The 25396-nt window shown below is 70.2% G+C and carries 29 protein-coding genes and 1 pseudogene; 9 read left to right on the forward strand and 21 right to left on the reverse strand.

Features of this window, described 5'->3' with window-relative positions; translation table 11 throughout:
- The first annotated feature begins 6 nt into the window (after positions 1–6).
- A complete protein-coding gene (panE, locus tag CIW48_RS16635; RefSeq protein WP_149311763.1) occupies positions 7–951 on the forward strand; it encodes a 2-dehydropantoate 2-reductase in 945 nt (314 codons plus the stop codon).
- Between the two features lie 22 nt (positions 952–973).
- Here the strand turns inward: panE and CIW48_RS33295 are convergent, their stop codons facing one another.
- Positions 974–1147, reverse strand: coding sequence for a hypothetical protein (locus tag CIW48_RS33295; RefSeq protein WP_173009289.1), 174 nt, complete (start codon positions 1145–1147; stop codon positions 974–976).
- Positions 1148–1302: 155 nt separating this feature from the next.
- Between CIW48_RS33295 and CIW48_RS16640 the strand changes: the two genes are divergently transcribed.
- Positions 1303–2661: an RsmB/NOP family class I SAM-dependent RNA methyltransferase gene (locus CIW48_RS16640; RefSeq protein ID WP_246695279.1), complete on the forward strand. Its 1359-nt coding sequence runs from the start codon at positions 1303–1305 to the stop codon at positions 2659–2661.
- Between the two features lie 114 nt (positions 2662–2775).
- Positions 2776–3789, forward strand: coding sequence for an alpha/beta hydrolase (locus CIW48_RS16645; protein ID WP_149311764.1), 1014 nt, complete (start codon positions 2776–2778; stop codon positions 3787–3789).
- 4 nt (positions 3790–3793) lie between these two features.
- Here CIW48_RS16645 and CIW48_RS16650 read toward each other — a convergent pair whose 3' ends face one another.
- The 4 genes from CIW48_RS16650 to CIW48_RS16665 form a co-directional block, all read right to left on the reverse strand.
- Entirely contained in the window at positions 3794–5032 is a 1239-nt protein-coding gene (locus tag CIW48_RS16650) for a peptide ABC transporter permease (protein ID WP_149311765.1), read from the reverse strand.
- Between the two features lie 106 nt (positions 5033–5138).
- Positions 5139–5663, reverse strand: coding sequence for a DUF2937 family protein (locus CIW48_RS16655; RefSeq protein WP_149311766.1), 525 nt, complete (start codon positions 5661–5663; stop codon positions 5139–5141).
- An 80-nt stretch (positions 5664–5743) separates the two neighbouring features.
- On the reverse strand, positions 5744–6757 hold the full coding sequence (locus CIW48_RS16660) for a WD40 repeat domain-containing protein (RefSeq protein WP_149311767.1): 1014 nt from the start codon (positions 6755–6757) through the stop codon (positions 5744–5746).
- Positions 6754–7428, reverse strand: coding sequence for a YoaK family protein (locus CIW48_RS16665; protein WP_149311768.1), 675 nt, complete (start codon positions 7426–7428; stop codon positions 6754–6756). Before CIW48_RS16665 ends, CIW48_RS16660 begins: the two co-directional genes overlap by 4 nt.
- Positions 7429–7635: 207 nt before the next feature.
- On the opposite strand from CIW48_RS16665, the gene CIW48_RS16670 reads away from it, so the two are divergent.
- Positions 7636–8064, forward strand: coding sequence for a response regulator (locus CIW48_RS16670; RefSeq protein WP_149311769.1), 429 nt, complete (start codon positions 7636–7638; stop codon positions 8062–8064).
- 24 nt (positions 8065–8088) lie between these two features.
- Positions 8089–8454 (forward strand): photosystem reaction center subunit H, encoded by a 366-nt coding sequence (locus CIW48_RS16675; RefSeq protein ID WP_149311770.1) that lies wholly within the window; start codon positions 8089–8091, stop codon positions 8452–8454.
- 108 nt (positions 8455–8562) lie between these two features.
- On the opposite strand, the gene CIW48_RS16680 is transcribed toward CIW48_RS16675, so the two are convergent.
- From CIW48_RS16680 to CIW48_RS16755, 16 genes and pseudogenes are all read right to left on the reverse strand, one after another.
- A complete protein-coding gene (locus tag CIW48_RS16680; RefSeq protein WP_149311771.1) occupies positions 8563–9192 on the reverse strand; it encodes a DUF2939 domain-containing protein in 630 nt (209 codons plus the stop codon).
- A gap of 24 nt (positions 9193–9216) precedes the next feature.
- Entirely contained in the window at positions 9217–9771 is a 555-nt protein-coding gene (locus CIW48_RS16685) for an RNA pyrophosphohydrolase (protein ID WP_149311772.1), read from the reverse strand.
- A gap of 94 nt (positions 9772–9865) precedes the next feature.
- Positions 9866–11101 (reverse strand): divergent polysaccharide deacetylase family protein, encoded by a 1236-nt coding sequence (locus tag CIW48_RS16690; protein ID WP_149311773.1) that lies wholly within the window; start codon positions 11099–11101, stop codon positions 9866–9868.
- A gap of 173 nt (positions 11102–11274) precedes the next feature.
- A complete protein-coding gene (locus CIW48_RS16695) occupies positions 11275–12615 on the reverse strand; it encodes a S41 family peptidase (RefSeq protein ID WP_149311774.1) in 1341 nt (446 codons plus the stop codon).
- Positions 12615–13913: a peptidoglycan DD-metalloendopeptidase family protein gene (locus tag CIW48_RS16700; RefSeq protein ID WP_246695285.1), complete on the reverse strand. Its 1299-nt coding sequence runs from the start codon at positions 13911–13913 to the stop codon at positions 12615–12617. Before CIW48_RS16700 ends, CIW48_RS16695 begins: the two co-directional genes overlap by 1 nt.
- A 75-nt stretch (positions 13914–13988) precedes the next feature.
- Complete coding sequence (gene rlmH / locus CIW48_RS16705; protein ID WP_149311775.1) at positions 13989–14483, reverse strand: 23S rRNA (pseudouridine(1915)-N(3))-methyltransferase RlmH; 495 nt, start codon at positions 14481–14483, stop codon at positions 13989–13991.
- A gap of 15 nt (positions 14484–14498) precedes the next feature.
- Positions 14499–14888, reverse strand: a complete 390-nt coding sequence (gene rsfS, locus CIW48_RS16710; protein ID WP_149311838.1) for a ribosome silencing factor — start codon at positions 14886–14888, stop codon at positions 14499–14501.
- 144 nt (positions 14889–15032) lie between these two features.
- Positions 15033–15620, reverse strand: a pseudogene (locus CIW48_RS16715) (nicotinate-nucleotide adenylyltransferase); the annotation flags it as partial.
- A gap of 19 nt (positions 15621–15639) precedes the next feature.
- Positions 15640–16938, reverse strand: a complete 1299-nt coding sequence (locus CIW48_RS16720; RefSeq protein ID WP_149311776.1) for a glutamate-5-semialdehyde dehydrogenase — start codon at positions 16936–16938, stop codon at positions 15640–15642.
- 159 nt (positions 16939–17097) lie between these two features.
- Positions 17098–18213 carry a glutamate 5-kinase gene (gene proB, locus CIW48_RS16725; RefSeq protein ID WP_091781546.1) on the reverse strand — a complete coding sequence of 372 codons (1116 nt, stop codon included), beginning with the start codon at positions 18211–18213 and terminating at the stop codon, positions 17098–17100.
- 190 nt (positions 18214–18403) lie between these two features.
- Complete coding sequence (obgE, locus tag CIW48_RS16730; protein ID WP_149311777.1) at positions 18404–19432, reverse strand: GTPase ObgE; 1029 nt, start codon at positions 19430–19432, stop codon at positions 18404–18406.
- A gap of 138 nt (positions 19433–19570) precedes the next feature.
- A complete protein-coding gene (locus CIW48_RS16735; RefSeq protein ID WP_149311839.1) occupies positions 19571–20176 on the reverse strand; it encodes a GNAT family N-acetyltransferase in 606 nt (201 codons plus the stop codon).
- Positions 20177–20361: 185 nt separating this feature from the next.
- Entirely contained in the window at positions 20362–20628 is a 267-nt protein-coding gene (rpmA, locus tag CIW48_RS16740) for a 50S ribosomal protein L27 (protein ID WP_091781540.1), read from the reverse strand.
- An 86-nt stretch (positions 20629–20714) separates the two neighbouring features.
- Positions 20715–21029, reverse strand: a complete 315-nt coding sequence (rplU, locus tag CIW48_RS16745; protein WP_010683509.1) for a 50S ribosomal protein L21 — start codon at positions 21027–21029, stop codon at positions 20715–20717.
- A 190-nt stretch (positions 21030–21219) separates the two neighbouring features.
- The gene (locus CIW48_RS16750) at positions 21220–21621 is read right to left on the reverse strand and encodes a hypothetical protein (RefSeq protein WP_246695280.1); all 402 of its coding nucleotides are present in this window, start codon (positions 21619–21621) and stop codon (positions 21220–21222) included.
- A gap of 429 nt (positions 21622–22050) precedes the next feature.
- Complete coding sequence (locus tag CIW48_RS16755) at positions 22051–22683, reverse strand: YceI family protein (RefSeq protein ID WP_149311778.1); 633 nt, start codon at positions 22681–22683, stop codon at positions 22051–22053.
- A gap of 132 nt (positions 22684–22815) precedes the next feature.
- Between CIW48_RS16755 and ruvA the strand changes: the two genes are divergently transcribed.
- The 4 genes from ruvA (at position 22816) to dapB (ending at position 25391) form a co-directional block, all read left to right on the forward strand.
- On the forward strand, positions 22816–23433 hold the full coding sequence (gene ruvA, locus CIW48_RS16760) for a Holliday junction branch migration protein RuvA (protein ID WP_149311779.1): 618 nt from the start codon (positions 22816–22818) through the stop codon (positions 23431–23433).
- A gap of 225 nt (positions 23434–23658) precedes the next feature.
- Positions 23659–23931, forward strand: coding sequence for a (2Fe-2S)-binding protein (locus CIW48_RS34010; protein WP_091781532.1), 273 nt, complete (start codon positions 23659–23661; stop codon positions 23929–23931).
- A gap of 44 nt (positions 23932–23975) precedes the next feature.
- On the forward strand, positions 23976–24473 hold the full coding sequence (gene bfr / locus CIW48_RS16770; RefSeq protein ID WP_012317139.1) for a bacterioferritin: 498 nt from the start codon (positions 23976–23978) through the stop codon (positions 24471–24473).
- Between the two features lie 120 nt (positions 24474–24593).
- Positions 24594–25391: a 4-hydroxy-tetrahydrodipicolinate reductase gene (gene dapB, locus CIW48_RS16775; protein WP_149311780.1), complete on the forward strand. Its 798-nt coding sequence runs from the start codon at positions 24594–24596 to the stop codon at positions 25389–25391.
- The last annotated feature ends 5 nt before the right edge of the window (positions 25392–25396 follow it).

Raw genomic sequence — 25396 nt, forward strand, 5'->3', positions numbered from 1 at the left:
GGATCGATGCGCACGCTGATCGTCGGGGCCGGCGCGACCGGCGGCTATTACGGAGCGCGTCTCGCCGAGGCGGGCGCAGACGTGACCTTCCTGGTCCGGCCGGCGCGGGCCGCTAAGCTCGCCGCGGACGGCCTGAACGTCCGTTCGCCGCTCGGTGACCTGCACCTGGCCGATCCGCCCACTGTCACGGCCGACCACCTGGCGGGGGCCGGGCGGTTCGATCTGGTCCTGCTGTCGTGCAAGGCCTACGACCTCGACAGCGCGGTTTCGGATCTGGCGCCGGCGGTGGGCGAGGGCACCGCGATCCTGCCGGTGCTGAACGGCATGTCGCATCTCGACGTGCTCGACGCCCGCTTCGGCGCCGAGCGCGTCCTCGGTGGCTCCTGCGCCATCGCGGCGACGCTCGCGCCGGACGGCGCGATCCGCCACATGAGCGAATTGTGCAGCATCACCTACGGCGAGCGCGACGGCTCGCGCTCGGCCCGCATCGAGGCGGTCGATGCCCTGATGCGCGGGCTCAAGTTCCAGCCGCGCCTGAGCGACGTGATCCTGCAGGAGATGTGGGAGAAGTGGGTGTTCCTGGCGACGCTGGCCGGGGCGACGACCCTGATGCGCGCCGCGGTCGGCGACATCGTGGCGGCACCCGAGGGGGCCGCGCTGATTGCAGCCCTGCATGCCGAGTGCACGGCCGTTGCCGCTTCGAGCGGCTTCGCCCCGCGGGCGGTCGTAGCCGAGCGGGCGCGGGCGCAGCTGACCGCTGCCGGATCCACCTTCACGGCCTCGATGCTGCGCGACATCGAGAACAAGGGGCGGATTGAGGCGGATCACGTGATCGGCGACCTGATCGCGCGCGGCCGGCGGCAGGTGCCGGAGACGGTGTTCCCGCTCCTGACCGCCGTCTATACCGGCCTCAAGGCCTACGAGGCCCGACGGGCACGGGAGGCGGCCTGAGCCGCCGCCCCGTGCTGATGTCTCAGTAGCGGCTGGACGGCGGTGCGGGCGGCGTGCCGTATTCCAGCTGCGTCTTGGCGTCGACCCGCGGGCGCGGTGGCGGCGTCAGATCCGGCTGAGCCGCGGGCGCGCTCGCACAGGCGGCAAGGGTGGCGGTAACCAGGGCCGCGAGGGCAAGGCGAAGGGTTGACGTCATGGGCTGGGGTACTCCCGGTACGCGCCCGGAGACGGACCGCTCTGGTCCGGGACGGGCGGATGCCATACGACACGCGGTAGTCCACACGACGGACCACCCGCAGCACGGTCTGCGCCGCGAAGGTGCAGGAAGCTCGGCCGTATCGTGGCGGCATCGTGGGCCAAGCGTGGCCGTTTCGCGTCCGCGCTGACGCATTCCGAAGGATCCGACCCCTGACCCCCGCCGCTCGCTGCTCCGCCGCCATTGAAGTCCTGACCGATATTGCCGAGCGCCGTCGGCCCGCCGCGGACGCCCTCAAGGATTGGGGCCTCGCCCATCGCTTCGCGGGCTCGGGCGACCGAGCGGGCATCGCCAGCCTCGTCTACGACGCCCTGCGGCGCCGGGCATCGGCGGCCTGGATCATGGGCGCGGACACGCCGCGCGCCATCCTGATCGGGACCCTGCGCCTCCAGCAGGGGCTCGCCGCGGCTTCGGTCGCGGCCTTGTTCACGGGCGAGCGCTTCGCGCCGCCCCCCCTCAGCGACGACGAGCGCATACGCCTCGACGGGGGGACGCTGCAGGATGCGCCTCCGGAGGTGGCAGGCGACGCCCCGGCCTTTGTGCTCCCGGACCTCGCGGCCTTGCTCGGCGACGACCTCATCCCGGAGCTGAAGGCGCTGGCCCGACGCGCCCCCCTTGATATCCGCGTTAACGCCCTGCGCGGCGCCCGCGATACGATCCTGCCGGCGCTCGCCGCCTTCGATGCGGCCCCGACGCCGCACGCGCCGGCGGGTTTGCGCGTTCCGATCGGCGCCGACGGGCGCGGGCCGGCGCTCCACGTGGAAGCGGAGTTCCTCGAGGGCTGGTACGAGATTCAGGACGAGGGCTCGCAGCTCGCCGCGCTCCTGGCCGCGCCTCGGGCCGGCGAGACCATCGTGGACCTCTGCGCCGGCGGCGGCGGCAAGACCCTAGCGCTTGCGGCCGAGACCGGGAACGGTGCCCGCCTGATCGCCACGGACGGCGATCCGCGCCGGCTGGCGCCGATCCATGAGCGCCTGCGACGGTCCGGTGCGCAGGCCGAGGTGCGGACCCCGCGCAGCGGCAAGGCGCGGTCCGACGTCCTTGAGGATCTCGACGGCAAAGTCGATCGGGTCGTGGTCGACGCCCCCTGCACCGGCTCCGGTACGTGGCGCAGGAACCCGGACGCCAAATGGCGCCTGCGGCCCGGAAGCCTCGCGCTGCGCACCGCCGAGCAGGCCCAGGTCCTCGATCGGGCGGCGCGGCTCGTCCGGCCCGGCGGCCGGATCGTCTACATCACCTGCTCGCTGCTGGCGGCGGAGAACGACGCGGCTGTACAGGGCTTGGTGTCCGGTTGGCGTGGCCGCTTCGACGTCGTTCCCCCGGACGACGTGCTGGCGGCGGGGCCGGATTCGCTGCGGACGGCCGTGCGGACAACCGCCCATGGGGTGCAGATGAGCCCGCTCCGGACCGGAACCGACGGCTTCTACGTCGCGGTCATCGCGCGAAAGGCCTGAGGCGCGCGGACGCGGCGGAACCCGCGACGCAGCCTTTGGCGTTGGACCGGCGCTCCCGCGGGAGCTGGGCCGTCGGCGGACGGCTCCGATCGCAGCTCGATCCGGGAGATGCCCTTGCGCCTCGACCGCCGTTTCCTGCTTGCCGGCCTCGGAAGCGTTCTGGGATTCCGCAGCGCCCGGGCTGAACGCCCCATGGGAACGGAACCGCAGCCGTCACCACAGGAGGCGGTCCGAGCGCTCCCGCGCAGCCTGCCGGGCGCGGATCTGGCGGTGATCGATCTGTGGCCCGGCGAAATGCCGGGCGGTGGCGACGGACCGAATGCGGACAATTTCCGCTACGTCGAGGGACGATACGGCGACATCACCCGGGTGTCGCGACCATGCCTGCTGGTCATGCGGCCGGCCAATCCCAGCGGTGCCGCGATGATCGTCGCCGCAGGCGGCGGCTACGAGTCCATTGCCCTCGGCAACGAGGGCGTGCCGGTCGGGCGGGTCCTCAATGCCGCCGGCATCACGGTCTTCCTCCTCGTCTATCGCCTGCCCGCGGAGGGCTGGGGTGCGGGGCCGGACGCGCCGCGGCAGGACGCACAGCGCGCCCTCCGGCTGGTCCGGGCGCGGGGTGCGGAGTTCGGCATCGATCCCGGACGCGTCGGCGTCCTCGGCTTCTCGGCGGGCGGCCACCTGATGGGCGAGACCGCGGTCGGCAGTGCCCGAAATCTGTACGCGGGCGTGGATGCCGCCGATGAGCAACCCATCCGTCCGGTGCTGGCCGGATTGATCTATCCGGTCATCACCATGCGCAAGCCGTTCGACCGGACCGCCACGCGCCGCATCCTCGTGGGCGACGAGGTCACGCCCGTCGAGATGAAGACCTACTCGGTGGACCTTCAGGTCGGGCCGGAGACGCCACCGACCTTCCTGGTCCAGGCGATCGACGATCCTATCGCCGTCGCCGATCACCCGCTGCTCATGTTCTCGGCTCTGCGGAAGGCGCGGGTGCCGGCCGAACTGCACCTGTTCGAGCGCGGCGGCCACGGATTCGGCCTCGGCGCGCCGGGGACGCCCGCGGCGGCGTGGCCAGGCCTGTTCCTCGCCTGGATCCGCCTTCACGGCTTCCTGCGCACCTGAGGCTTCAGCCCTCGCGGGATTGCAGCCGCTGCAGCCTGGCCACCTTCGGCCGGCTGGTGCGGAACTGACCCCGCTCCACGGCGACGAAGACCACGATCGCGATGGCGACGGTCGTCAGCCACCAGACGGACGTGAGGCCGACACTCAGGCAGGCCACCGTGAAGGCGGCGGCGAAGCAGCCCATCGCGCCCGGCACCAGCGCCGGACCGTCCCGCCCGGCCCGGCGAATCGAGGCGTAGAGCGCGAAGGCGGCGGCCAGCGCGCCGACGATTCCGAGTTCGTACCAGAACTCGAAGAGCGCGGTTGTCGGAGCATTGGCCGGCAGCAGGCCGATCAGGCGCCCGCGCAGGGCCGTCTCGAAACCGTGCCCGGTGATCAGCCGCACCGGATCTGCCGTGACCACCTTCTGCCAGCTCTTGAGTGACAGCACCGCGGGCGCGAGCGGCCCGAGAATGGCGGCCCCCACAGGCCGCGCCAGGAAAGGCAGCAGCGGCGCGGCGGCCAGCAGAGCGGCCGAAAGGAGAGCAGTGAGGATCACGCCGAGCCGCGGCCGGTAGCTCGTGATCGCGAAGGCGATGGCGCCGACCGACAGGGCGGCGATCTGGGTCCCGTCGGGCTGGACCGTGAGGGCGAGGGCGACCAGCAACGCCAGGCCGAGCGCCTCGCGATCGCGGCGCCGGGAGCGGAGCCACGCCAGCGCCGGCCAGAGCAGCAGGATGAGCAGGACCAGTCCGCGATCCAGCGCACCGTCATCCTCGACGCCGGACGGACCCATATGGGCACCGAACAGCCCGAGCACGATCGCTACGATCGCCCCCGCCACGACGCCCAGCGGCAGAAGGTAGAGGTTCGCCGAGCGCATCCGGTCGGGAAGGGCCAGGTAGCCGAGGAGTGCGAGGCCGATCGTGGCGCCCAGGTTGGCCAGCCGCTCCAGGGCCGGCCCGAGGAAGGGGGTCCAGATCAGCGACAGCGCCGACCACAGAACGACCAGCATGCCCGCCAGGAAGGCCGGAGCGGTCAGAAGGCGGTAGCTCGCCGGGCGGACCGGGCGCTGGCGCCGGTCGATGACGCTCGCGATGATCAGCAGGATCACGGCAATCGGTGCGAGGATCACCGAGGCACGGCGTGCGACCTGCGCCAGGACCGGGAGAACGACGAACAGGCCGAAGAAGCCGATGCGGCGCAGCAGAGCGGCGGCGTCGAGCGCCGGATCGATGGTTGTGGAGGTCGACGCACGCGGCATCTTGCGCCTTCTCCCGGACCGGGACGGCCGGATCCCTGCTCGATACGCAAGGCTCGCGCAAGCCGCTGTAGACGTTGCGCCACACTCTCGGCCGCACGAACCGCGCTCAGGCGACGCGCGCGGTTTCGCGGGGGCGCCGACGCACGGCCCGCCGGCCGACATCCGAGGCGACCCGCCAGCCGCCCCACGCGATGAAGAACCCGATCAGCCCTGCTGCGAGGCCGTCGGCGCTGGTGGGGACGGCCGGGCTGAAATCGCGATAGGCCGCCTCGGCCACCGGCAGGTCGGGATCGCGCAGCATCGCCACGACTCGCCCGAGGGGGCTCGTCGCCGAGGCCAGAGCCTGTTGCTGAGCGCTCAGACGGGCGAGGCGCGCGATGTCCGCCTGGGCTGCCTCGCCGCGGCGGGCCACCAGCTGATCCGGGTTGGCGCGGAGCCGATCGACGGCCCCGTCGCGGGTCGTGCCAGACGCCTGCGCGTCGGATTCGAGCACGGCCACCTGCCGGCGCAATTCGTCGGCGGCACCGCCGAGCCGCTGCGCGTATTGCTGGGCGAATTCGGGGGCCTGCGCGGCCACGACGCCGCCCAGCAGGCCGAGCGCCAGCCCGAAGGTGCGGAACACGCGAAACATGTCTGGCCTCCGGCGCTGGAATCGACCTCCGACAAAGAGCATGCGCGCGGCCACGGTTCCAGCCGGGGCCGCGACAGGTCTCAGCCCGGAAGCGTCAGCAGGCCCGCCTTGCCGTCGGCGCATCCGAACAGCAGCCGGCCGCCGCGCCCGTCCCAGGCCAGCGCCGTCACGCCGCTCCCCGGAATGGCTGGCCGCACCAGAAGCTCGGCCGCATCGTTGAAGCGGACGAGCAGAATGCAGCCGTCCTCGTAGCCCATGGCCAGCACCGGCGCCTTCGGGTGGAACGCGACCCGCGAGACGCGGGCGGGACGAACACCGCATTCCCGCGGCGCCTTGCCGGTCGGCCCCTCCTTGGAGTCGAAGGGCCACACGATTGCCGCCTCCGCGCCGCTGGTCGCGAGCCAGTGCCCGTCCGACGACCAGGAGATCGAACGGACCTTGCCGGGATAGCCCGACATCCTCATGTGGCCGCGGTCCGGCTGCAGGCGCCAGCCATGCAGGCTGTTCTCCTGCATGGTGGACACCACGAAGCGGCCGTCGGGCGACCATGTCACGTCGATATGCGAACCCTTCCAGCCGATCACCTCGGCAGGCGTCTCCAGGTTCGGGTACCAGAGGCTGACCCCATTGTAATGGGCGATACCGAGCCGATACCCCTTGGGCGCGAAAACGAGGCCACGCGCGGAGGAGGGGGCCTCGAAGGTCTTCTCACGGCCCTTCGGGTCGCGGGCCACGACAATGCGGCCGGCCGACCAGGCGACGGCGCCGTCGGGATGGACGGCCAGCGCGTCGATCCAGGCGCCGCCTTTGGCTATGGCGATCTGCTCCAGCGTTCCGTCTGTGCGGATCGCCACCACGCGGCCGTCGTCGCCGCCGGTGACCAGCCGGTCGCCACACCCGGTTGCGACGAGGATTCCGCTGTCGGGATGGGCCGTGACCCGGGTCAAACCGTCTTCCCGCGCCAGGGCGACGGTGCCGTCGCTCAACGCCAGGGCAGGCACATCCTTCAGGAAATGCGCCGCGAGCACGTGCTCGCCGGGCTCCAGCGCGGCGACGTGACTGGTAAGGGAGGGATTGCTGACAGGGCTGCTCATCTTGGGGGGACATTTGCGGCCCGCGGCGCGGTGCGCAAGACCAGGAGAGCGGTAATCAACGCCAGGCCGCCCGAGATCGCCGCCGGGGTGATCAGCGCGTACAGGCCGAATTGCTGATAGGCGTGGGCGCCCATCAGGGCGCCGACCAGCAGCGACACCCAGACCAGAGCGTCGCCGATCCAGCCCAAAGGATTACCGGTACGGGTGAGCGCCTGCGCGATCTTCTGGCCCAGGCTGAACAGCGCGCCAGTGACGAAGGTCGTCCCGGCCCGGAACCCTGTGACTTGCGTCAGGACCGCATTCTGCGACCCCATCGCCACCGCGATGAAGAAGGCCGCGAGGCCCAGTTCCGGCGATGCGAGGCCGAGCCCGAGGCCGGCGAGGATCAGCAGCGCTTCGTAGCCGAGCACCGTGGGCGTCGCCCAGCGAGCGGGAACCAGGATCGCCAGTCCACTCCCGAGGACCGAGCCCGTGAGGAAGGCGAAGATCAGGATCGCGGGCAGGACCATGCGGTGCAGCTCGACCTGCGCCCCGAGAACGGCGAGCTGTGTGGTGTTGCCGCTCATGAAGGACGTGTAGAGCCCGCCGAGCCGCACGAAGCCCAGGGCGTCGACGTATCCGGCCAGCCCCGTGAGGAGCAGGCCGGTCCCGAGCTGCCACGGGCGCTTCACTGTCCGACCCCCGCGAGGCAGCCCGGTAAGGCTTCGTTAACCATTCCGGAGACTTCGTTGACGGATGCCGGACGGCGGTTAACGCACCGCTCACCAAACCCGAGCAATTCGATGCAATCACGGTGAACGCCGCGTCGAAAGGGGCCGTTGCCCCAACGATCCGGCTCGGGGACATCGTGCCCCCGCCGGGTGAGTGGGAGTTGCGTCATGGTTCCGTTCGCCGCTTTCGTCTGCCCGTCCCCGCTTGTCCCGGACCGGGCCGTCGCCACGATCCTGGTGGTCGAGGATGAGCCGACCGTATGCGAGCTTGCCGCCGAAGCGCTCCTCGATGAAGGGTATCGGGTGCTCACGGCCGCGGACGCTTGGGAGGCCGAGGCGATCCTCGCTCGGGAGAGCGTCGATCTGCTCTTCACCGATATCGACTTGGCCCGCAACACGGATGGCCTGTCGCTGGCCCGCTGCGCCCGCAGGCTCTCTCCCAGCCTTCCGGTCGTCTACACCTCCGGGGGGCGGGCTTCGCTCCCGCCTTGCGAAGCGGTTCCGGGCTCGGTCTTCGTGCCGAAGCCCTATCGTCCGAGCCAACTCGTGGCGCTGACGCAGGATGTTCTGCGCGCCACGCTCCTTCACGCCGTCTGAACCGGACCTCCGAGGATAACCGCCATGGGGCGCACCCTTCCCGCACTCGGCCTCGCGATCGCCGTTCTGGTCGCTGCATCGCCGGCCCGGGCCGCCTGCGACGTGAAGGGCGCGCAGATCGAGGAGGCGATCGCCAAGAAGAGCGAATTGCGCGCGGATGCCAACGCCCAGCTGGTGCGCGACCTGCGGACCCTGCGCGACGCCGCGATCGTCCTCGAGAGCTACAAGTTCCCCGGCGAGTGCGAGGTTCTGCTCGGGATCGTGCGGTCGTTGCTCGCCAATCCGAGCAAGACTATCGAGCAGAGTGGCGACACCGACGAGGAGAAGGCCGAGGACCTGATCGAGGCGCGCGAGCCCAAGGACGCGGCCGGCGCGCCGAAGGCGAAGTAGTGGCGCGATTCACGCGCCGAGGGATCGGGCCGGGCTGATCGGTTCCCGGCCTGGATCGGCCTCCGACAAGATGCCGTGTCGCCCGTGCAAGAGCGCCCCCCGGGGCCGTCAGCGCTCCTCGCCGGCGCTGGCCCCGATCTTGGCGCGCGCCAGTGCCCGGCTGAGCTTGGCGGCAATCTGCTCGCGCAGCACGTCGGCCATCTCGATATCGACGAGGCGCCAGCTCAGTCCGCGCAGCCGCAGCCGGATTCGCGTGCGCTCGGCGCGGGAGGCTTCGGGCGGGATCGGGATCACCACCGCGCGGAACCCCCGCATCTCCAGCGCCGCGTAATACGACATGAGCCGCCCGAGGCTGCGGATCGCCAGACCTTCGGGGCGGGCGCCGGCCGGCCGTTCCACGTCGAGCTTGTCGGGCCAGCCATTGGCCAAAAGATCGATCACCGTCTCCGGCGTGACCATCGTTTCCGCGAGCGCCAAGGCAAGGCCGTAGGCGGCGTCGTTGAGGCGCTGGCGGTCGCGGGGTTCCAAATCCGGGTCGCTCTCGGACGCCATGCGCATCGCCGCGGTGATCTGCCGGACCAGCGACAGGCGCAGCGTCCGGAAGTTCACGTGGCTCTCGACATAGGCCGCATCGTGCCGACGAACCGCCTGCGCGAGGTCGTAGAGCGACCAGAGCGGACTCATCGTGAAGGCGAGCCACGCGAGGGCCAGGGCGAGCGGGACCGCGAGCCAGCGCATGGCCTCAGTGTCCCGTCCGCGCGGTCATGTCCGCACCGCCCACTGGTCGAGGCCGGCAAAGGCCGCGACGACGCGCTCGTAGACCGGCCGCTTGAAGGGAACGATCAGATCCGGAAGCTCGGAGAAATGCGCCCAGCGCCACGCGTCGAACTCTGCCTTGTGGGCGCCGCCGCCGGGGTTGAGCACGTCGATCTGTTCCTCGCTGCCGACGAAGCCGTAGGCGAACCATTTCTGCGTCTGGCCGCGGTAGCGACCCTTCCAGGCCTGTTTCATCACTGCGGGCGGCAGATTGTAGGCGAGCCAGTCCGGGATCTCTGCGAGGAGTCTCACGGCATCCGGCGGAACATTGGTTTCCTCGTAGAGCTCGCGGCGCGCGGCGGCCTCGGCATCCTCGCCGGGATCGATGCCGCCCTGCGGCATCTGCCACATATGCGGACCGGCGACGTGTTCGGGGCCGGCATCCTTGGTGCGCCGCCCGACGAAGACCCCGCCCGCGGGCGCGATCAGAGCGATGCCCACGCAGGGGCGGTAGGGCAGGGCAGTGCCCGGGTCCGAATCCTTCACCATCGCAGAAACCATAGGTCAGGGGTGGGGGAGGCGGCAACGTCGCCCCAGTCTTCACCGGCCCCGGAGGATCCGGATCGACTTGCGCTGACTTTGGATCCGCGCGCTCTCAATCAGCCGTCGAGACCCGCTTGTCGCGACCGCCGCGAAGCGCAACGCTTGCCGGGACCAGGCGCAGGCCACGGGCATCGATCTCCCTCGCCCAGCGCGCGATTCGGTCGACACTGAGCGCCGCTCCGCTCGCGGAGACGAGGACGAAGCCGTTGGCGCGGGCCCGAGCCTCCGCCTGGGCTAGGGCAGCGTCGATGGCATCGGCGCGCGGCGTCGCGTCGAGGACGAGCTCGGCGCGGACGATCGGGGTCTTGCCCTTGTTACCGGGCGGGGTCGCAGCCCTCGGGGCCGTGCCGTCGTCGAGGAACCCGAGGCCGCGCGCGCCGATTTCGCGCAGGATCGGCTCGAAGGCCGCATCGACCATCAACTTGGATCCCATAAAGTTCGCCACGCCGACATAACCGGGAAAGCGGGCCATCGCCCAGGCGAGGCGGTCGGCATTCTCCGGTCCCCTCAGAGCGGTCAGCAGGGTCTGCGGCCCCGGGTCGCTGTCGGGGTAATCGAACGGTTCCATGGGCAGCTGGAGGAAGATTTCGTGGCCGGCATCCCGCGCGCGGGCAGCGGAGCGCTCGGCCTCGCCGCCGTAAGGCAAGAAGGCGAGACTCACGGCCGCGGGCAGGCGCGCGATGGCGCCCGCGGTGGCGGCTTGGCCGACGCCGAGCCCTGTCACCACGATCGCGATGCGGGGCCCGGTCCCGGGTTCCTCGGGGCGAGCGTAGACGTCAAGGGCGCGGATGCGGCTCTCGCCGAGCTTCGGCATGAGGCCGTGGCGACCGGATTCGCTGATCCGCGGATCCGGGGCCGGGGCGAGTCTCGGGGCGTTCGGCGGCGGCACGCGGATCACCACGGCCTCGCTCGGTCCGCTGCCAGGCGGGCGCACCACCGTCACGCCGGATGCGGTCTCGATCTCCTCTGCGCTTCGCTGAAGCGGCGCCGTTCCCGGAGCCGTCGTGATCACGTCCGGCTGTGCTGGGACGGGAGCCTGTGCGGTCGGCCGGACCACAGGCTCACGCATCGTGATCGCAACCTGCACCCGGGGCTCACCGCCCTGCGGATCGCCGAGCGCCACGATCAGGCCGGCCGACACGGCGAAGCCGCCCGCGATCGCGGCGGCGGCGATCCGGGGCCGGCGGGCAGCCGCGATCAGCCGCCCGAACCGGCTTGCGGGCTGCGCCGGCACCGCCTCCGGCACCCCGAGGGGGCGCGTGAGGATATCGTCGGTGGACTCGGTCAAGCGGCTCTCGATGCGGGATCACACTTGCAGCGCCGGTCGGCGCGCGCCAATCCTTCCGTCCATTGCCGTCGAGTATGGTTAATGTTCCGCTAATCCCTGATTCCGGAACGGGAAATCCCGCCCGGCGGTGAGCCGGGCGGGATCTGGTTATTCTCGATCCATCGTATGTGGGGTCAGTTCGGCAGGCTGGGCTTCTGCTGCTGCGCCGCCGGCGTGCCATTGGCCGCGCCCTTCTGGATGCCGTGCAGGAAGTCCACGGCCGAGATCAGCTGCTTGTCCTTGGCGGGATCCGGCGGAACGTAGGCGGAGGAGCCGCCGCGCTCGTCGGTATCCTTCTGCTTCAGGTGGCCCTTCAGGCCCGCCTCGCCCTTGGTCTCGTCCTTGCCCTTCAGTTCGTCCGGAACATCCTGCGTGACCTCGACGTCCGGCTCGATTCCCTTGGCCTGGATCGAGCGGCCCGACGGCGTGTAGTAGCGCGCCGTCGTCAGGCGCAGGGCACCGGAGCCGCCGAGCGGGATGATCGACTGCACCGAGCCCTTGCCGAAGGAGCGCGTGCCCATGATCGTCGCGCGCTTGTGATCCTGAAGGGCGCCGGCCACGATCTCGGACGCCGAGGCGGAGCCGCCATTGACCAGCACGACGATGGGCTTGCCCTTGGTCAGGTCGCCGGCCTTTGCGGAAAACCGCTGGGTCTCGTCCGGGTTGCGGCCGCGGGTTGAGACGATCTCGCCGCGATCCAGGAAGGCGTCCGACACCATCACCGCCTGATCGAGCAGGCCGCCTGGGTTGTTGCGCAGGTCGACGATGTAGCCCTTGATCTTGTCGGCCCCGATCTCGCCCGTCAGCTTGTCGATTGCCGCCCGCATCCCGTCGAAGGTCTGCTCGTTGAACTGAGTCAGGCGGATATAGGCGACGTCGCCGCCCTCGACCTTCGAGCGCACCGGCTTGATCTTGATCACGTCGCGGGTGAGCGTGACGTCGATCGGGTCCTTCGACTCCTTGCGCGAAATCTTCAGCTTGACGCTCGAGTTCACCGGGCCGCGCATCTTGTCGACCGCCTGGTTCAGGGTGAGGCCCTGGACCTGATCGTCGTCGATCTGCGTGATGACGTCGTTGGCGAGCAGGCCGGCCTTGGCGGCCGGGGTATCGTCGATCGGCGTGACGACCTTAATCAGGCCGTCCTCCATGGTGACCTCGATGCCGAGACCACCGAACTCGCCCCGGGTGGTGGTCTGCATGTCGCGGAACGCCTTGGCGTCCATGTAGCTCGAATGCGGATCGAGGGAGGTCAGCATGCCGTTGACGGCCGCCTCGATCATCTTCGACTCGTCGGGCTTCTCGACGTAGTCGGTGCGGACCTTCTCGAACACGTCGCCGAACAGGCTCAGCTGACGGTAGGTCTCGGCCGACGCTGCGACGGCCCGCGGACCTGACAGGAAGTCGGTCTGGGTGGCCACCATCGAGGTGCCGGCACCCAGGAAGGCGCCGAGCATGATCAGGGAAGTCTTGCGCATCAGCCGCGAACCTTCTCGCCAAGTACCGTATTGTTCGGGCTCTTTGCCCACCACGGCTCCGGATCGATGGAGCCGCCGTCCTTCTTGAACTCGACGTACAGGGTGGGATCACCCTCGGATCCGCCGGGACCCGCGCCCTTGTCGCCCATGCTGCCGACCGGTTCACCCGCGAGCACGAATTGACCGACCTCGACGCTGATCTGATCCATGCCCGCGAGCAGAAGATAGTAGCCGTCGCCCGCGTTGATGATCAAGAGTTGCCCATAGGACCGAAACGGCCCTGCGAACTGCACCCAGCCGTCGGCCGGCGAAGAGACCGATGCCTTCGGACGGGTCGTGAACGACACCCCCCGCGTCGTACCGCCATTGCCGTCGGGCTGGTTGAAGCCGCGCGCGACGCGTCCACTCACCGGCCGCGGCACTTCGCCCCGCGCCTCGGCGAAATGCACTTTGGGTGCCAGCCTGGCAGGGTCGCGGAAGCCCGCCGCGGCGAAGCGCTCCTGCGTGACGCGCACCTCCCGCTCGGCCGCGGCCTTGGCCTCTTCGGCGGAGCGCTTCGCTGCCGCAACTTCCGCCTCTGTGCGGTCGAGCAGATCTTTCAGGCTCTTGGCTTGAGCGCCGAGTTCGGTGGCGCGCCGGCGCTCGGCCGTGAGGCCGCTCTCGATCTCGGCCTGACGGGCGCGCCGGGCCGCGACCAGTGCCTGCAGGCGCTGCTGCTCCCGCGCCCAGCCGGCGAGGTCATTGGACAGACCCTCTTTGTCCTGCGCGATCAATCCGCGCAGCCTGATCATTTCCGCGAGATCGGCCGCCAGCGTGTCGACCTCGCCGCGCAGTTCCGGCACCACCGCACCGAGCAGCATGGAGGTCCGAATGGCGGCGAGCACGTCCTCGGGGGACACCAGGACGGCCGGTGGCGGACGGCGGCCCATGCGCTGGAGCGCCGCCAGGATCTCGGCGACCACACTGCGTCGACCCTGCAGCGAGTGCCGGATCGCCGCCTCGCTCTCGCTCATCGCCTTCAGGCGCTCTTCCAGGCGGCTCAGGCGGTCTTCGGTCGCCTGTGCCTGCCGGTTCGCGTCGAGGAGGGCGGCATCGAGCTTCGCCCGGTCGGATCCGATCGCCGCAATCTCGGTCTCGAACTGGGTGCGCTGACCGGCGCTGGCGGCGAGCGCGTCCTGAACGCGCTTCAGATTCTCCGCACGGCGTTCGCGCTCCTCGTTGGCGCGCTCAATAGCTTCGGGATCGGTGGGCTTAGGAGCCTCCGCGTGCGCCGTACCGGTGAACGACACCAGGGCCACAAGGGCGAGCGCCGGCAGCGCCCGTCGTGATGCCTGGCTCGGCTCGGCTCCAATCTCGGAAATCGCCACGGCCGCTCAGCCCGCCTCACCGCGATGATACGGGTGTCCGGCCAGGATGGTGAGGCTGCGGTAGAGCTGTTCGAGGGCGAGCACGCGCACGAGTCCGTGAGGCAGGGTTGCGGCCCCGAAGGACAGGATCAACTCCGCCCGCGTCCGAATTGAGGCGTCCAGACCGTCCGGCCCGCCGATCGCCACGACCAGAGCCGGGCGCGACGCATCGCGCCAGGCGGCGACACGTTCGGCCAAAGCGTCGCTGCCGAGGTCCGCCCGGCCCCGCTCGTCATAGGCGACCAGCACACCGCCGGGGGGCAGAAGGGCCGCGAGCGCCGTGCCTTCCTCGGCGCAGCGGTCGAGGGCGCGGCGGGCACGTGATTCCGGAATCTCGACGCTGTCGAAGGTTGCGAAGCCGAGGCCGCGACCGAGTTGCGCGGCGCGGTCGCGATATCGTGAGGCGAGCTCACGCTCCGGCCCCGCCTTCAACCGTCCGACCGCGGCCAGGACCAAGCGCACGGAGCGCGATCCGTCCTAGCCGGCCGCGATCCCGACCGGGCGGTCGGCGCCCCACATCTTCTCGAGATTGTAGAAGCCCCGAACCTCGGGACGGAAGATGTGCACGAGCACGTCGCCGGCATCGATCAGTACCCAGTCGCAGGCCGGCATGCCTTCGACCCGGGCGTTGCCGAAGCCGCGATTCTTCATCTCCTGGATGATCTTGTCGGCGATCGAGCCGACATGCCGCTGCGAACGGCCCGATGCGATGATCATCGTGTCGGCGAGCGAGGTCTTGCCGGCCAGATCGATCGCGATCGTCTCCTCGGCCTTCATGTCGTCGAGACATTCGAGCGCGAGGGCCTTCAGGTCGTCCGAGCGCGCCTGACCGGCTTCGCCCGGGGCCTGGACGGGGGGACGGATCATCTCCGTGCGACTGATCTCGGGCAGAGTCCTGGTTCCTCGTTCTGCCGCACTGCGCCATCGGGCATTGCGGGATTCTATGAAATTGGCGGTATCGGGCGTCGATTGCAACCGCGCCGGCGGGAGTTGCGGTGTCCCGGGCCCGATCCGTGCGCGGATCTGCGTGGATGACAGGGGCGAGCGGGGCCCGTGCAGGAATACCCAGGCCGGCGGCGGACGCAGCGCGAGGGTCGATACCGCTTCCTCGGGAATCCGGGCGCCGGCCAGGCGCCGCGCCGCCCGCGCGCTGAGAGGCGTCATGGTGAAGCCGGGGCGGTCGATCACCGCGATCGGCATCAGCTGTGCGATCTCGGCAAAGCCTTTCCAGCGGTGGAAGGTGGCGAGCGAATCGGCCCCCATGATCCAGACGAAGTGAACGCCCGGATACCGGCGCGTGAGAAAGCGCAGGGTCTGGACTGTGAAGCGGACGCCCAGAGCCGCCTCGAAGCCCGTGACGGCGATTCGGGGATGCCGGGCGATGCGCCGCGCCTGCCCGCACCGCTCTTCCACGGAGGGGAGGCTGCTCCGGTTCTTCAGCGGGTTCCCGGGGCTGACCAGCCACCAGACCCGGTCGAGGCCGAGCCGACGCAGCGCCGAGAGAGTGACGTGCCGGTGGCCCAGATGGGCGGGGTTGAAGGACCCGCCGTAGAGGCCGATCCGCATGCCCGGGGCGCACGGCGGCAGGATCAGCCGCACGCCGGACCTTCCACTCGGGTCACGGACGGGTCTGGCCGTTGCCGTGAACGCGATATTTGAACGTGGTCAGCTGCTCGACACCCACCGGTCCGCGCGCATGCATCCGCCCCGTGGCGATGCCGATCTCGGCCCCGAACCCGAACTCGCCGCCATCCGCGAATTGCGTGGAGGCGTTGTGCGTCACGATGGCGGAATCGACTTCGGCCAGGAAACGGGTGGCCTCGGCATTGTCCCCAGTGATGATCGCGTCGGTGTGATGCGATCCATACGTCTCGATATGCTCGATGGCGGCCCCGATCCCGTCGACCACCCGCACCGCGATGATCGCGTCGAGATACTCGGTGTGCCAATCCTCCTCGGAAGCGGTCGTCACCCGCGGATCGACCGCACGGGTCTCGGCATCGCCGCGGACGGCACAGCCGGCATCGAGCAGCGCGCGGACGAGCGGCGCGAGATGCGTCGCCGCGCAGGCGCGATCGACCAGCAGGGTCTCGGCGGCGCCGCAGACGCTGGTTCGGCGCATCTTGCTGTTGAGCAGCACGGAGCGGGCCATGCCGAGGTCCGCCGCCGCGGCGACGTAGACATGGTTGATCCCGTCGAGATGCGCGAAAACCGGTATCCGCGCCTCGGCCTGGACGCGCTCCACGAGGCCGCGCCCGCCGCGGGGGACGATCACGTCGACGCAGCCGTCGAGGCCGGCGAGCATCAGCCCGACCGCGGCGCGGTCGCGGGTCGGCACCAGCTGGATGGCGTCCTCCGGCAGGCCCGCATCCGCGAGACCGCGGCTCATGGCCCGCGCGATCGCCATGGCGCTGCGATGGCTGTCCGAGCCGGCCCGGAGGATCGCGGCATTGCCGGCCTTGAGGCAGAGCGCGCCCGCATCCGCGGTCACGTTCGGGCGCGCCTCGAAGATCACCCCGACGACGCCGAGCGGCACCGCGATGCGCTCGATCAGCAGGCCGTTCGGCCGCTCGATGGCGGCAAGCTGCCGCCCGACCGGATCGGCGAGCGAGCCCACCTTCTCGACGGCATCTGCGATCGCGGCAAGGCGCCCTGGGTCGAGGGTGAGGCGGTCGATCAGCGCGGCGCTCTGGCCCGCGCTCCGGGCGGCGGCCACGTCCCGCGCGTTCTCGCTCAGGATCTCGTCCCGGCTCGCACGGATCCGCTCGGCGATCAGCTTGAGCGCCATGTCCTTGGTCCGCGCCGAGGCCAGCGCCATGCGCCGCGCCGCCGCACGGGCGCGGCGGCCGATCGCGGCCATCTGCTCCGGCAGCCCATCGGCCTCGGCGAAGTCCGATCTCAGGTTCAGGACGGGCACGCTGGCGTCCTCGGTTGTCGGCGGCCGAACAGGCGGCCAGAACGGGGATGAGCGCCGTATTTGCACATCGGGCGCTGCTCCGACAAGAGTGCTTGGCCTGGGATGCTAACGATGATCGCGACCAAAGTTCGTAAATAGATTGGCTTAGATCGACGATCTCTAGAACAATGCCAAATCATCGCGGTGCACCATCCAGGCGCGGCCGGGATAATTGAGCAGATCGGGAATGCGCGCGCTCGGATGACCGATGATCAGCGCGGCCTCGGCGCTGTCATACGCCACCAGGCCGCGGCCGAGGATCCGACCCTCCGGATCGCGGATCATGACGGCGTCGCCGCGGGAGAAGCTGCCCTCGATCGCACGAACGCCCACCGGTAGGAGGCTGGCGCCGCTGCGCAAGGCCTGCTCGGCACCGGCATCGATCGTGAGGGTGCCGCGCGGCTCCAGGGAGCCGGCGATCCAGGTTTTCCGGGCGGCCGTGGGCGTGGAACCGGAGAGGAACCACGTGCAGCGCGCGCCGTCCCGGACCGCCTTGAGCGGGTTCTTCCCGCGCCCATCGGCGATTACCAAGTGGGTGCCGCCCGAGGCCGCGATCTTGGCGGCCTCGACCTTGGTGCGCATGCCGCCCCGCGACAGTTCCGAGGCCGGCCCTCCGGCCATCGCCTCGATCTCCGGGGTGATGCGATCGACGATGGCGAGGTGGCGCGCCGCCGGATCGCTCTTGGGCGGGGCGGTGTAGAGACCGTCGATATCCGAGAACAGGACCAGCACGTCGGCATCGATCATGGTGGCGACCCGGGCCGCGAGCCGGTCGTTGTCGCCGTAGCGGATCTCGGAGGTCGCCACCGTGTCGTTCTCGTTGACGACCGGGACGGCGCGCATCTCCAGAAGCTTCAGCACGGTCGCGCGGGCGTTGAGGTAACGGCGGCGCTCCTCAGTATCCTGGGGAGTGACCAGGATCTGCCCCGCGACGATGCCGTGATGGCCCAAAGCCTCGGCCCAGTGGCGCGCGAGGGTGATCTGTCCGACCGAGGCCGCGCCCTGGCTCTCCTCCAGACGCAGCGGGCCCGGCGGCAGGCCGAGCACGGTCCGTCCGAGGGCGATGCTGCCGGAGGACACCACCAGCACGTCGACTCCCCGGCCGTGCAGCTCCGCGATGTCCTCGGCCAGCGCCGCGAGCCAGGCATGGCGCAGGCGGCCGGCGGCGCGATCGACCAGCAGGGCCGAGCCGACCTTGATCACCACACGGCGGAATTCTTCGAGGGCAGGGATCATGATTTTTGCGGGGACGTGCGTTCCGTGCGGGTTTGAACCAAGACCGGCCCGTTGAACAGCCGCGCGAGGACATGGGTCGCCGCACTCATCCGGATCGACGGCCACATATCTCGACGCTCGGGATGTCGGGGCCGAGCGACCCGTGAGAGCGGACGGCCTCCGCCGCCAAGCCTCGAAGCCGGTCCGCCGGCTACGGCTGCCAGGCGGCCTCCGGCTTCCGTTCCGCCTCGGCGCTCGCATCGATCTCCGTCTGAAGCGCCCGCAACGCCTCGGGCACGCCTTTTCGGCTCGCCGAGGACAGGACCAGGGGCGCGCGGCCGGCGGCGCGCTTCAGCTTGGCGACCTGGCTCTTCAGCGTTTCGGCATCGAGCGCGTCGGCCTTGGAGAGCGCCACGATCTCGGGCTTCTCAGCGAGGCCGTTGCCATAAGCTTCGATCTCGCCGCGCACCAGCTTGTAGGTCTTGCCGGCATGCTCGCTGGTGCCGTCGACGAGGTGCAGCAGCACCCGGCAGCGCTCCACGTGGGCGAGGAACCGGTCGCCGAGGCCGACGCCCTCGTGCGCGCCCTCGATCAGGCCCGGGATGTCGGCGAGCACGAATTCGCGGCCATCGGAGCGCACGACGCCGAGGCCGGGATGCAGGGTCGTGAACGGATAATCGGCGATCTTCGGCTTGGCGGCCGTGACGCTGGCGAGGAACGTCGACTTGCCGGCATTCGGAAGCCCGACGAGGCCGGCATCGGCGATCAGCTTGAGCCGCAGCCAGATCCACATCTCCTGGCCTTCCTGGCCGGGATTGGCATGTTTCGGAGCGCGATTCGTGGAGGTCGTGAAGTAGGCGTTGCCGAAGCCGCCGTTGCCGCCCTTGGCCAGCCGGATCCTCTGGCCGACCTCGGTCAGGTCGGCGAGCAGGGTCTCGCCGTCCTCGGCGAAGATCTGCGTGCCGGCCGGCACCTTCAGGACCGTGTCCGCACCGTTGGCGCCGTGGCAGTTCGAGCCCATGCCGTGCTCGCCCTTCCGTGCCTTGAAGTGCTGCTGGTAACGGTAGTCGATCAGGGTGTTGAGCCCCTCGACGCATTCCACCCAGACGTCGCCGCCGCGGCCGCCGTCGCCGCCGTTCGGGCCGCCGAACTCGATGAACTTCTCCCGCCGGAACGAGACGCAGCCGGGGCCGCCGTCACCGGAGCGGACATAGACCTTGGCTTCGTCGAGGAATTTCACGGCTCTTCTCGTCTTTGGCAGGCCTCGGCGCACCGGGGCCGCCGCAGGATACAGGGTGCAGGATATATGGGGATGCCGGCGCGTCCGAACCCGCCCCCGGCGCCTCCACAGGGTCGGAGGCGCCGGCGACGGGCCGCATCAGCAAGCCATCGCGAGTTCCGGGGCCGGCTCGACCGCAGCCGCGCGCGACATCCAGGCGTCACGGTCGAGGCCGAAGAGATCCATCTCCCGGTCGCTGCCGCGGGCCGGGCAGACCCGCAGGACACGCCCGGCCCGGCGGAAGCCGGTCTTCTCCAGGACCCGCCGCGAGGCCGGGTTGTCCGGCAGCGCATGGGCCTGGAGGCGCTCGCCCCCGGCATAGGCAAAATAGGCGTCGGCGAGCGCCTGGACCGCTTCGGCTGTCAGCCCGTCGCCCCACCACGGGCGACCGAGCCAGTATCCGAGATGGGGTGCCGCCGCGTCGCCCGACAGCGCGACCAACCCGATCAGCGTCGCGGGGGCTGAGCGCTGGGTGATCGCCAGCGTCAGACCGGTGCCGGCGGCGTTGCCGCTGCGCACCTTGAGCACGAAGGGCTCGACGTCGCGCCGTTCGAGGGGGTGCGGGATCCGGGCCGTCATCTCGGCCACCTCCGGCTCGCCCGCCCAGCGCAGGATCGCCGGAATGTCCTTGGCGGTGGGCCAGCGCAGCCACAGCCGGCGTGTCTCGATCCGGAAGACGTCATCACGGGTCAGATCGGGGAACATCGTGCCCTCGCAGGGCGGCATTCCCGACTCCGGGGCACCGCCTCAAGACGACGAAGGGGAGGATGGCGTCCCATCCTCCCCGGTGTTCCGTCCGAACCGGCCCGTCAGGGGCTCGGCAACGACGTCTCCGGTCCGGTGTGGGACACCGGGCGGGACGCCAGCTTCGCCTCAAAGGCGCCCGCCTGTTATTCCGCGGCCTCGGCCAGCGGTGCTACGGCCACGAAGGCGCGCCCGCGGCGCGTCTCGAACCGGACATGGCCCGGTACCAGCGCGAAGAGCGTATGGTCCTTGCCCATGCCGACATTGGCGCCGGGATGCCATTTGGTGCCGCGCTGACGCACGATGATGTTGCCCGGAATCACGGCTTCCGATCCGAACTTCTTGACGCCGAGGCGCCGGCCTTCCGAGTCGCGACCGTTGCGGGACGAGCCGCCTGCCTTTTTGTGTGCCATGGGATGAACTCCGAATTCTGATTGGCTTGGATGCGGTCGCGGATCGGATCCTCAGGGACCCTGACGCGCCCTGCGTCTGGCGTGCGTCAGGCCGAAATGCCGGTGATGCGCACGACCGTGTGGTCCTGCCGGTGACCGCGCTTGCGGCGCGAGTTCTGCCGACGGCGCTTCTTGAAGGCGATGACCTTCTTGTCGCGACCGTGGCGCACGATCTCGCCGGTTACGCTGATGCCCGAGAGGGTCGGGGCGCCGACCTGGGTCGCGCCTGCGCCGTCGGCGAACAGGAGGACCTCGCCGAAGGTCACGGCCTCGCCGGCCTCGCCTGCCAGGGAGGCGATGGTGATGGTGTCGTTGGCGGCGACGCGGTACTGCTTACCGCCCGTCTTGATGACTGCGAACATCGTTCTCTCGTGTTCTCGAACGGCCTCCGGGGCGGCTGCCCCTGGACCGGCTTCTTGTTTGAAGTCATTGCGCGGACTTTGAGCCCGGACAACGCGAAACGCGCGGACCCCAGCTGAGGCCGCGCGCCATGCGGGGTCACTACGGGCGCGCCGCTTCCGTGTCAATCCGCGCCGCCGTGCCGGGGCGTATTCACCGGATCCGGGCGCCGGTGGCCAGGACGCCCTTGGCCACGGTGCCATCCGGGCCGAAGGCCGCCAGCGCCGCGGAGCACCAGGCTTCGCGGCCATCGGCGGCGAGCTGCTGGCGCACCTGGGTGGCGCGGGTCCGCAGCTTCTCCTCCAGCATCGCCTCCTGGCCGGCATTGACCCGGGCGGCGAGACGGAGCGTCGTGAGCTGGCCGGCCCTCACCTGCACGCCCGGACAGGCCTGCTCGGCGATGATCGTGGTGGCCGCCGCCGCCGCGTAATTGTCCAGGGGCGAGGTTGCCACGGTCGGCGCCGACGAGGGAGGGGGCGGCGCAGGCACCTGCGCCGCGGCTTCGCCCACGAAGCTCATCGCCAGGGCAAGGCCAAGGATACCGACACGCCGCACGGTTCAGGCCTCCACGATGGCGCCGACCTGCGCGGTGATGCACCCGTCAAGCTCGGGACGGCGACGGGAGGTGCCCCTCGGGAAAAGCATGGTCATGTGGGTCCATCCCTTCGCTGCAGCGGCGCGACGGCGGCTGCCTACACCCCCGGCGACAAGGCGTCACCCGACCCACTCGCGTGCAGGCACGGGCCCCCACACGGAAGCGGCGTTCTCGGCGCGTCGGCCCCCGCGCCGGTCGATGCGAACCATCTTTCCGCAGTGCCGAAGGCGAGCCCGGAGTCCGGAGCCGCTACCGGTGCCCATGCTTCGCGCATCGGCGCATCTGGATCCCGCTATGCGGTCCCGAAATGACAGGGAGACGCGGCTGCGGGCGTGCTCGGTCGTTCCAGCATCCCCGGTTCCAGCCGCGATAGATGGACCTTCCAGACGTCAGGGCGCGGCCTTGAACTCGCCCTCGATGCGCAGGCTTACCTCGTCGCCGAGCTGCGGCAGGTAGGCGTTGATGCCGAAATCCGAGCGCTTGATGACCGCGCGGCCGTCGAACCCCACCGTGTAGCGCTGATCCACCGGATGGATGCCGGCCTGGTTGAACGTGGCGTCAATCGCGAACGGCCGGACGGTGCCGCGCAGGTTCAGGTCTCCGCTGATCCGCGCCGTCGTCGGACTGGTCGGCTCGACCTTGGTGGCCGTGAAGGTGGCGTTCGGGAACTTGGCCGTGTCGAAGAAATCGGGTGCCGCAAGGTGCTCGTTCAGCCGCATGCTGCCGGTCATCACCCCGCTCAGCGGCACGGTCACTTCGAGCCGGCTCTTATCCAGGGCCTTCGGGTCGAGCTGGAGCGTGCCGTTCAGGCCGGTGAGCTGACCGTAATAGGTCGAGTAGCCGAGATGGGAGACCGACCACGTGATCTTGCCGTGGTCCGGATCGAGCACGTAGCTCCCCGGCCGGACCTGCGTCGGATCCGCGCTGGGCGCAACCGGAGCGGGCGGGGCGGCCGGATTGTCCGCCGCCGCGGCTGCGCCGAGGCTCAGCAGGCCGAACAAGGCAAGAAGTCGCGCACGCATGGTCGTCCCCCGTGACCGGCCAAGCTCGGCCGGCGCGGCGCCCGTGATTTCATGATCTCCCTGCGCGCTCAAGCACGTCTGGCGGAGGCCGCCGCGGTTCTGTAGGCAACCCGGGACAGCGGCGGGCGTGGCATGATCGGCAAACTCAGGGGCGTCGTGGACTCGTTCGGCGAGGATTTCGTGATCCTCGACGTCTCGGGCGTCGGCTACATCGTGCATTGCTCGGCGCGGACGCTCCAGCGCATGCCCAAGGCCGGCGAGCCCGCGGAGCTGTCGATCGAAACCCATGTCCGCGAGGACATGATCCGCCTCTACGGATTCCGCTCGGACGCCGAGCGGGAGTGGTTCCGCCTGCTCCAGACCGTGCAGGGCGTCGGCGCCCGCGTGGCGCTGGGTGTGCTGTCGGTCCTCGAACCCGAGGCGCTGGCGGCCGCGATCGCCACCGGCGACAAGGGTGCGATCAGCCGCGCGCCCGGGGTCGGGCCGCGACTGGCCGCGCGGCTCGCCGCCGAACTCAAGGACAAGGCCCCGGCCTTCGCGCCCATCGACCCGGCCCTGATCGCCCTCACCGGCTCCGTGGAGGAGGGCGCCGCGCCCCGGCCGGTGGCGGATGCCGTCTCCGCCCTCGTCAATCTCGGCTATCCGCAGGTTCAGGCCGCCGCCGCCATCGCGGCCGCCCTCAAGGGCGCGGGGGAGGGTGCCGAGGCCAAGGTGCTGATCCGGCTCGGCCTGCGTGAACTCGCCCGGTGACCCGCGGCGCGGCACGACCGTGACTCCGATGCGACTCCAGCGCGACCTTTGGGGCGCACTTTGATCGCACGCCCTTGACCCGCCGGAGCGGCGGTGCCATGTCGACCGCAACCGGTAAAGTATTGAAAAGCCAACTACTTTTCAATTCTTCTAAACTGGAACGGGTGCCCGGGACGGTCGTCGACGACCTAGGCGGGCGCGGGGATGACGGGATTTGCGGCGCGCATGATCGTCTGTTCTTGTAACGTCATATCGGACGGCGCGGTCCGCGGCTGCCTTTCGCCTGGCCCGGGCTGCCCGCGTACGCCCGCGCAGGTCTATGCGTGCCTCGGCTGCAGCCCGAAATGCGGACGCTGCGCCCGCACGATCCGGGCAATCATGCAGACCGCGCTGGGCGAAGCGCCGGCGGTGGAAGGCAGCCATGCTTGCTCGACGACTTGCGCCAGCGCGTGTAGTTTGGTGAAGTTCCAAACTGCGGATGAGGGAGTCGCTGCCTGATGCTTCTACCCCCCGCCTGAGATCACGGTAAGGAGTACGGGGGCATGAAGGGCGACACCAAGGTCATCGAGTATCTGAATCGTGGCCTGCGCAGCGAGCTGACGGCCGTCAGCCAGTACTGGCTGCATTTCCGCATGCTCAATGACTGGGGCTACGTCGAGCTGGCGAAGTTCTGGCGCAAGGAATCGATCGAGGAGATGAACCACGCGGACCGGTTCATCGACCGGATCCTGTTCCTCGACGGGTTCCCGAACCTGCAGGAGCTCGACCCGCTGCGGATCGGTCAGAACGTCCAGGAGATCCTGGAATCCGATCTCGCCGCCGAGAACGAGGCGCGCAGCCTCTACCTCGAAGCCGCGAAGTACTGCGACTCGATCAACGACCGCGTGTCCAAGCGCCTGTTCGAGGATCTGGCCGAGGACGAGGAGGGCCACATCGACTTCCTCGAGACCCAGCTGGAACTGATCAAGCAGATCGGCCTGCCGCTCTACGCGCAGAAGCATATCGGCGGGCTCGAGCAGATCGCCCCCGAGAAGGAGTGAGAGCGCCCGGGCTCCGGCCGCCCGCAGGGCGGAGCTGGAGCCCGGACAGCGAGGCGAACAGGGGCGGGGCCGGCGCGGCCCGGTCCCTGCGCGCATGAATAAGGCAAGCTGGGGAACGGAATGCGGCTCGTGGTGGTCGGCGCCGACGGGCGCATGGGGCGGATGCTGATCCGCGCGGTGGCGCAGGCCGAGGGCTGCACGCTCTCCGCGGCAATCGAGCGCGCGGGATCCCCGGCGCTCGGACAGGACGCCGGCGTGCTCGCCGGGCTGCCGCCCCTCGACGTGCCCGTCACCGACGACGCTCTCACGGCCTTCGCGGCCGCCGACGGCGTCCTCGACTTCACCGCGCCGGCCGCCACGGTGGCCTTCGCCGAGCTGGCCGCTCAGGCGCGCATCGTCCACGTCGTCGGCACGACCGGCCTTTCGGACGACGACTTCGCCAAGTTGAAGGCGGCCTCCTACCATGCCCGCATCGTGCAGTCGGGCAACATGTCGCTCGGCATCAACCTGATGGCCGCCCTGGTCAGCCGGGTCGCCAAGGCCCTGGGCGACGAGTTCGACATCGAAATCTGCGAGATGCACCACCGCATGAAGGTGGACGCGCCCTCCGGCACCGCGCTGATGCTGGGCGAGGCCGCCGCGGAGGGCCGCGGCGTCGACCTGAAGGCGGTCCGGGTCTCGACCCGGGACGGGCATACCGGCGCCCGCCGGCCGGGCGATATCGGCTTCGCCACCCTCCGGGGCGGCAGCGTCGTAGGCGACCACAGCGTGATCTTCGCCGGCACCGGCGAGAGCCTGACGATCAACCACCACGCCGCCGACCGGGGCCTGTTCGCCACCGGCGCCGTCAAGGCTGCGCTCTGGGCGCATCCCAAGCCGCCGGGACTCTACACAATGACCGACGTGCTCGGCCTGTGACCGGC

This window comes from Methylobacterium sp. P1-11, assembly GCF_008329595.1.
Taxonomy (GTDB): Bacteria; Pseudomonadota; Alphaproteobacteria; order Rhizobiales; family Beijerinckiaceae; genus Methylobacterium.